The 5,262-nt window shown below is 62.7% G+C and carries 5 protein-coding genes and 1 pseudogene; 3 read left to right on the forward strand and 3 right to left on the reverse strand.

Features of this window, described 5'->3' with window-relative positions; genetic code table 11:
- The 3 genes and pseudogenes from murP to HMPREF9538_RS13400 form a co-directional block, all read left to right on the forward strand.
- A pseudogene (murP, locus tag HMPREF9538_RS13410) lies at nt 1-1,211 on the forward strand (PTS N-acetylmuramic acid transporter subunit IIBC); the annotation flags it as partial.
- A gap of 151 nt (nt 1,212-1,362) precedes the next feature.
- Nucleotides 1,363-2,265, forward strand: coding sequence for a DMT family transporter (locus tag HMPREF9538_RS13405; protein ID WP_002923118.1), 903 nt, complete (start codon nt 1,363-1,365; stop codon nt 2,263-2,265).
- A 106-nt stretch (nt 2,266-2,371) separates the two neighbouring features.
- Nucleotides 2,372-2,662: a YicS family protein gene (locus tag HMPREF9538_RS13400; protein WP_002923120.1), complete on the forward strand. Its 291-nt coding sequence runs from the start codon at nt 2,372-2,374 to the stop codon at nt 2,660-2,662.
- 3 nt (nt 2,663-2,665) lie between these two features.
- Here HMPREF9538_RS13400 and HMPREF9538_RS13395 read toward each other — a convergent pair whose 3' ends face one another.
- The 3 genes from HMPREF9538_RS13395 to HMPREF9538_RS13385 form a co-directional block, all read right to left on the reverse strand.
- Nucleotides 2,666-3,529, reverse strand: a complete 864-nt coding sequence (locus HMPREF9538_RS13395) for an NAD(P)-dependent oxidoreductase (protein WP_020316812.1) — start codon at nt 3,527-3,529, stop codon at nt 2,666-2,668.
- 2 nt (nt 3,530-3,531) lie between these two features.
- Nucleotides 3,532-4,617 carry a 4-oxalomesaconate tautomerase gene (locus HMPREF9538_RS13390; protein ID WP_009485163.1) on the reverse strand — a complete coding sequence of 362 codons (1,086 nt, stop codon included), beginning with the start codon at nt 4,615-4,617 and terminating at the stop codon, nt 3,532-3,534.
- A partial coding sequence (locus HMPREF9538_RS13385; protein ID WP_009485164.1) for a 4-carboxy-4-hydroxy-2-oxoadipate aldolase/oxaloacetate decarboxylase occupies nt 4,618-5,262 on the reverse strand: 645 nt, incomplete at its 5' end.

Here is a 5,262-nt window from a genome sequence, read left to right on the forward strand (position 1 = left end):
GCCGCCGCGGCCCAGCCGGGCGCCGCGCCCCCCCCCCCCCCGGGGGGCCGCCGCTGGCCGACGTCGCGGCGGAGAAAAAGCAGGCGCTGAAGGGCAGGCAGACCAGCGCGGTGCAGAAGTTTCTCGCCAAATTCGCCACCATCTTTACGCCGCTGATCCCCGGCTTTATCGCCGTCGGGCTGCTGCTGGGCTTCGCCACCCTGGCGGAACAGGTTTTCGTACTGGAGAACGCCCATCCGAACGCCAGCCTGGTGGCGCTGATTGGCTATATGAAGGTCTTCAGCAAAGGGATGTTCACCTTTCTGAGTATTCTGATTGGCTATAACGCGCAGAAGGCGTTCGGCGGCTCCGGCGTGAACGGCGCGATTATCGCCTCGCTGTTCGTGCTGGGCTACAACCCGGAGGCAACCAGCGGCTTCTACGCCGGCATTTCCACCTTCTTCGGCCATGGCATCGATCCGCGCGGCAATATCATCGGCGTACTGATCGCCGCTATCCTTGGCGCGTGGGTTGAACGCCAGGTGCGGCGGGTGATGCCGGCCAACCTCGATATGATCCTCACTTCGGCGGTGACGCTGCTGATCATGGGCGCGGTGACCTTTACGGTGATCATGCCGATTGGCGGCTGGTTGTTTACCGGCATGTCATGGCTGTTCCTGCATCTTAACGGCAACCCGTTTGGCTCGGCGGTGCTGGCCGGCCTGTTCCTGCTGGCGGTGATGTTTGGCGTCCATCAGGGGTTTGTCCCGGTCTATTTTGCGCTGGTGGACGCCCAGGGCTTTAACTCGCTGTTCCCGATCCTGGCGATGGCCGGGGCCGGGCAGGTGGGGGCGGCGCTGGCGCTGTTCTGGCGGGCGAAGCGCGATTCGCTGCTGCGAACCCAGATTAAAGGGGCGATTATTCCGGGCTTCCTCGGGATTGGCGAGCCGCTGATCTACGGCGTCACCCTGCCGCGGATGAAGCCGTTTGTCACCGCCTGCCTCGGCGGCGCCTGCGGCGGGTTCTTCGTCGGACTGATCGCCTGGCTGGGGCTGCCGGTCGGCCTGAACACGGTGTTCGGCCCGTCCGGTCTGGTGGCGCTGCCGCTGATGACCTCCGGCAGCGGAATTTACGCCGGGATGGCGGTCTACGTCGGCGGGCTGGCGGTCTCCTACCTGTGCGGCTTTGTCCTCACCTGGCTGTTCGGCAGTAAAAATGTCGATTTAAGCTAGAACGCGACTATCGGTTAATGCCCGGCGGCGGCTTCGCCTTACCGGGCCTGCAAAATAGTTACGCCGCCGCGCCCGACTACCATTTCCTGCCCCGCCGCCCGGGCGCGCGCATGCTATGATTCCCCTTTGTCATATTTCGCTTGAGGAAAAGATGGGCTCCAGCAAAAAAGGGATGCTGAACGTACTGATTGCCGCCGTGCTGTGGGGCAGTTCCGGGGTGTGTGCGCAATTTATTATGCAGGAAAGCCAGATGTCGTCGCCGTTTCTGACCATGACGCGTCTGCTGTTCGCCGGGCTGATCCTGCTGATGCTCGGCTTTGTTCACGGCGACCGCATTTTCCGCGTGCTGCAAAACCGCCGCGACGCCCTAAGCCTGCTGTTTTTCTCGCTGTTTGGCGCGCTAACCGTGCAGTTCACCTTTCTGATGACCATTGAAAAATCCAATGCCGCCACGGCCACGGTGCTGCAGTTTCTGTCGCCGACGATCATCGTCGCCTGGTTCGCCCTCGCCCGCAAAGCGCGTCCCACTCCGCTGGTGCTGGGGGCTATCTGCACCTCGCTGGCGGGCACCTTTCTGCTGGTGACCCACGGCAACCCAACGACGCTGTCGATTTCGCCGGCGGCGCTGTTCTGGGGGATCGCCTCGGCGTTTGCCGCCGCGTTTTATACCACCTATCCTTCAACGCTGATTGCCCGCTACGGGACGCTGCCCATCGTCGGCTGGAGCATGCTGTTCGGCGGCGCGATGCTATTGCCGTTTTACGGCGGCCAGGGCACCGATTTTGTGGTTAACGGCAGCCTGCTGTTAGCTTTTTTCTACCTGGTGGTGATCGGTACTTCGCTGACCTTCAGCCTCTATCTCAACGGCGCGCAGAAGATTGGCGGCGCAAAGGCCGGGATCCTCAGCTGCGCCGAACCGCTGAGCAGCGCCCTGCTGTCGCTCCTGCTGCTGGGGATCACCTTCACGCTGCCGGACTGGCTGGGCACTCTGCTGATCCTCGCGTCGGTGGTGCTGATCGCCATCGACTCGCGGCGGCGGGTGAGAGCCGCCTGAGCAGGCGATAAAAAGCGCATTTTCAATAAGTTAAACTGACCACTATTTGCGTGTTTTCCCGCCTGCGCATATAGTTGACGGAAGCGATTACGGAAGGAGAAGCCTGATGAAAGCATGTTGGATGGTATGCCTGGTCACCGCCCTGAGCGCCACGTCGGCGTGGGCCGAATCACCGCTGCAAAGCCTGCAGTTCGAGCAGCAAAAACAGCAGGTGCTCAAAGCGGTGAAGGAAAAATGCGCGCCAGCAAGCCACCTCAGCGACAACGATTTTGCCAATAAAGTGCTGGCGACCGACGGTAACAAGAACGCGGTCCGCGAAGCAACGCTGGCGAAGGAGCGCAATAACCAGAAAAGCTACCAGGCCGCAATCGACAAAATCGTCTGTCCGGCCAAATAGCGGTTATTTCAGCCTCGCGACCAGCGTTTTCCAGTCAAACGGCATAAGCTGCCTGTAGCTCAGGCTACGGGCGGCCATCTGCTCCGGCAGCTGGCGCTGGCTTTTCGCGATCGCCTCGCTCATTATCCCGACGCTCCCCACGTCACGCAGGGTTTTCACCACCTCCTCCATCTCTTCGCTGCGCCGAATGCCATGTTCCGCCACCCGGCTGATCAGATAGTCGGGGAACGCGCCTGTCCAGCCCAGAGAGGGGAAACTATGATGCAAGGAGCTAAGCACCTCCTCCTCAACGCCGTATTCACGAGCCGCGAACAGGCATTCTGTGGTAAGCGCTTCAAGACCTTTGATCATCACGCTACGGCACATTTTTATCGCCGACACCTGGCCCACCGTACTGGCGCCATAGCGGGCATTCAGCCCCAGCCCCTGCAGACGCGGCGCGATCGCCTCCGCCTGCGGCCCGCCGATCAATAACGGTGTCTGCAATCGGGCCGGCGGTACCGGCGCCATCACCGCGACATCGATGTAGGCGCCCGGCAGAAAATGTTCAGCCGCCTGCCGTTTCGTCTCCGGCGCCACGGAGTTGAGATCGAGGAAATATTGTCCCGGCTGCAGCAGCGCGGCCGCCTGCTGCGCCACCTTTAGCGCCTCACCGGCGGTCACAGTAGAAAAAACCAGCGTGGCCCCCTCCAGCGCCTGCGCCAGCGAATTTCCCACCTGAACGCGCGAATCACGGGCTTTTTTGCCCATCGCCTCTCGCTCCGGGCCATTGAGCTTGCAATCCCAAATGGTCACCGCATGCTCACGGGCCAGATCCGCCGCCAGAATGCCACCCGCCTCGCCAAAACCAATAAACGCGATTGTCATCATCACTCCTCACGCGGCCAGACGCGGGCCGGAATAAAAACCTCGCCAGCAAACAGCAGTCGCGCCGTGCGTAACAGGCCGCAGCCAGCCAGGGCGCCGTCAGCATCAAGCTGAAGCGTCACGCTAAATTCGCCTGTCGGATGCTCGACGCTGAGCAGCGGCGTATCGCCTGGCGCTACCTGCGCCAGGCCCTGCGCGACAGAGCCGGGGAGCAGACAAGCGCTGGCCACGCTCACCGCGCCAAATACGCCGATCGACGCGTGGCAGCGGTGGGGGATAAAGGTGCGGCTGCTGATGGCGCCGCCGTGTCGCGGCTCGGCGATCAGGGTCATCTTGGGCACCGTGCGCTGGCTGACGTCGCCAAGCTGCATCAGCGGCCCGGCCTGCAGGCGAATCGACTCCAGGCGACGTTTAAGCGCGTCGTCATTATCCAGCTGTTCGCGCGTCTCATAGCCGGTGCAACCGAGGTCGCACGCGCGCAGCAGGATCACCGGCATTCCGTTATCGATGCAGGTCACCTCGACGCCGTCAAAACGGTCACGAACCCGGCCGGTCGGCAGCAGCGCCCCGCAGCTGGAGCCGGCGACATCAAGAAAATGGAGCAGGATCGGGCTGGCGCAGCCCGGCACGCCATCGATACTGCTCTCGCCGACGTAGTTGACCCCGTCGGCATCGCAGGGGATCTCTGCCACCGCCAGTTGCCCCGTGTTCTCCATAAAAATACGCACCCGAGTGAGCGGCGCATCGTGGCGAACCAGACCGCGCTCGATGGCGAAAGGGCCAACGGCGGCGAGAATATTGCCGCAGTTTTGGCCATAATCCACGGTAGCCGCCGCCACGTTCACCTGGGCAAACAGATAGTCCACATCGGCGTCAGGCCGTGCGGAGCGGCGGATAATCGCCACTTTGCTGGTCAGCGGATCGGCGCCGCCGATCCCGTCAATTTGCCGGGGATCAGGCGAGCCCATCACCGCCAGCAGCACCGCATCACGTCGCACCGGATCGGCAGGCAGATCGTCGGCCAGAAAACAGGCCGCTTTAGAGGTGCCGCCGCGCATCCATAGACAGGGGATTCCGCGTTGCGCCATTTATTCCTCCACCTCGTCTGCGCGGTCGTAATACCGCAGGCCCTTTTCCGCCAGACGCGGACGCATAGCGTAAATATCCAGCCCCAACTCGCCATTGCGCATCCGCTCACGTTTCGCAAGCTCATTGCTCATGCGGGCTTCCGCTTTATGGAGCACATCACGGACCCGGGCGTGAGGCAGCACCACGACGCCATCGTCGTCGGCCACTACGACATCGCCCGGCTGTACAAGCTGACCTGCGCATATCACCGGGACGTTAACCGAACCGAGGCTCTCTTTCACCGTCCCCTGGGCATAAACCTGACGGGACCAGACGGCGAATCCCATTTCCCGCAACGTTTGCGAATCACGAATGCCGATATCGCCCACCAGCCCGACCACGCCGCGCGATTGTAGAGACGTCGCCAGTAGATCGCCGAAGAAGCCATCGCCGCACGGCGAGGTCGGGGCCACCACCAGAATATCGCCGGCGTGGCACTGCTCGACCGCCACATGAAACATCCAGTTGTCGCCAGGCGTCACCAGCACGGTTACCGCGTTGCCCGCCCGGCTGACGCCCTGCTGAATCGGACGGATTGCCGGCCCCATCAGCCCCTGACGATCCCAGGCTTCATGGAGCGTCGCCCCCCCCCCCCCCCCCCCCCC

Origin of the sequence: Klebsiella sp. MS 92-3 (assembly GCF_000195655.1) — a bacterium.
Classification (GTDB): Bacteria; Pseudomonadota; Gammaproteobacteria; order Enterobacterales; family Enterobacteriaceae; genus Klebsiella; species Klebsiella pneumoniae.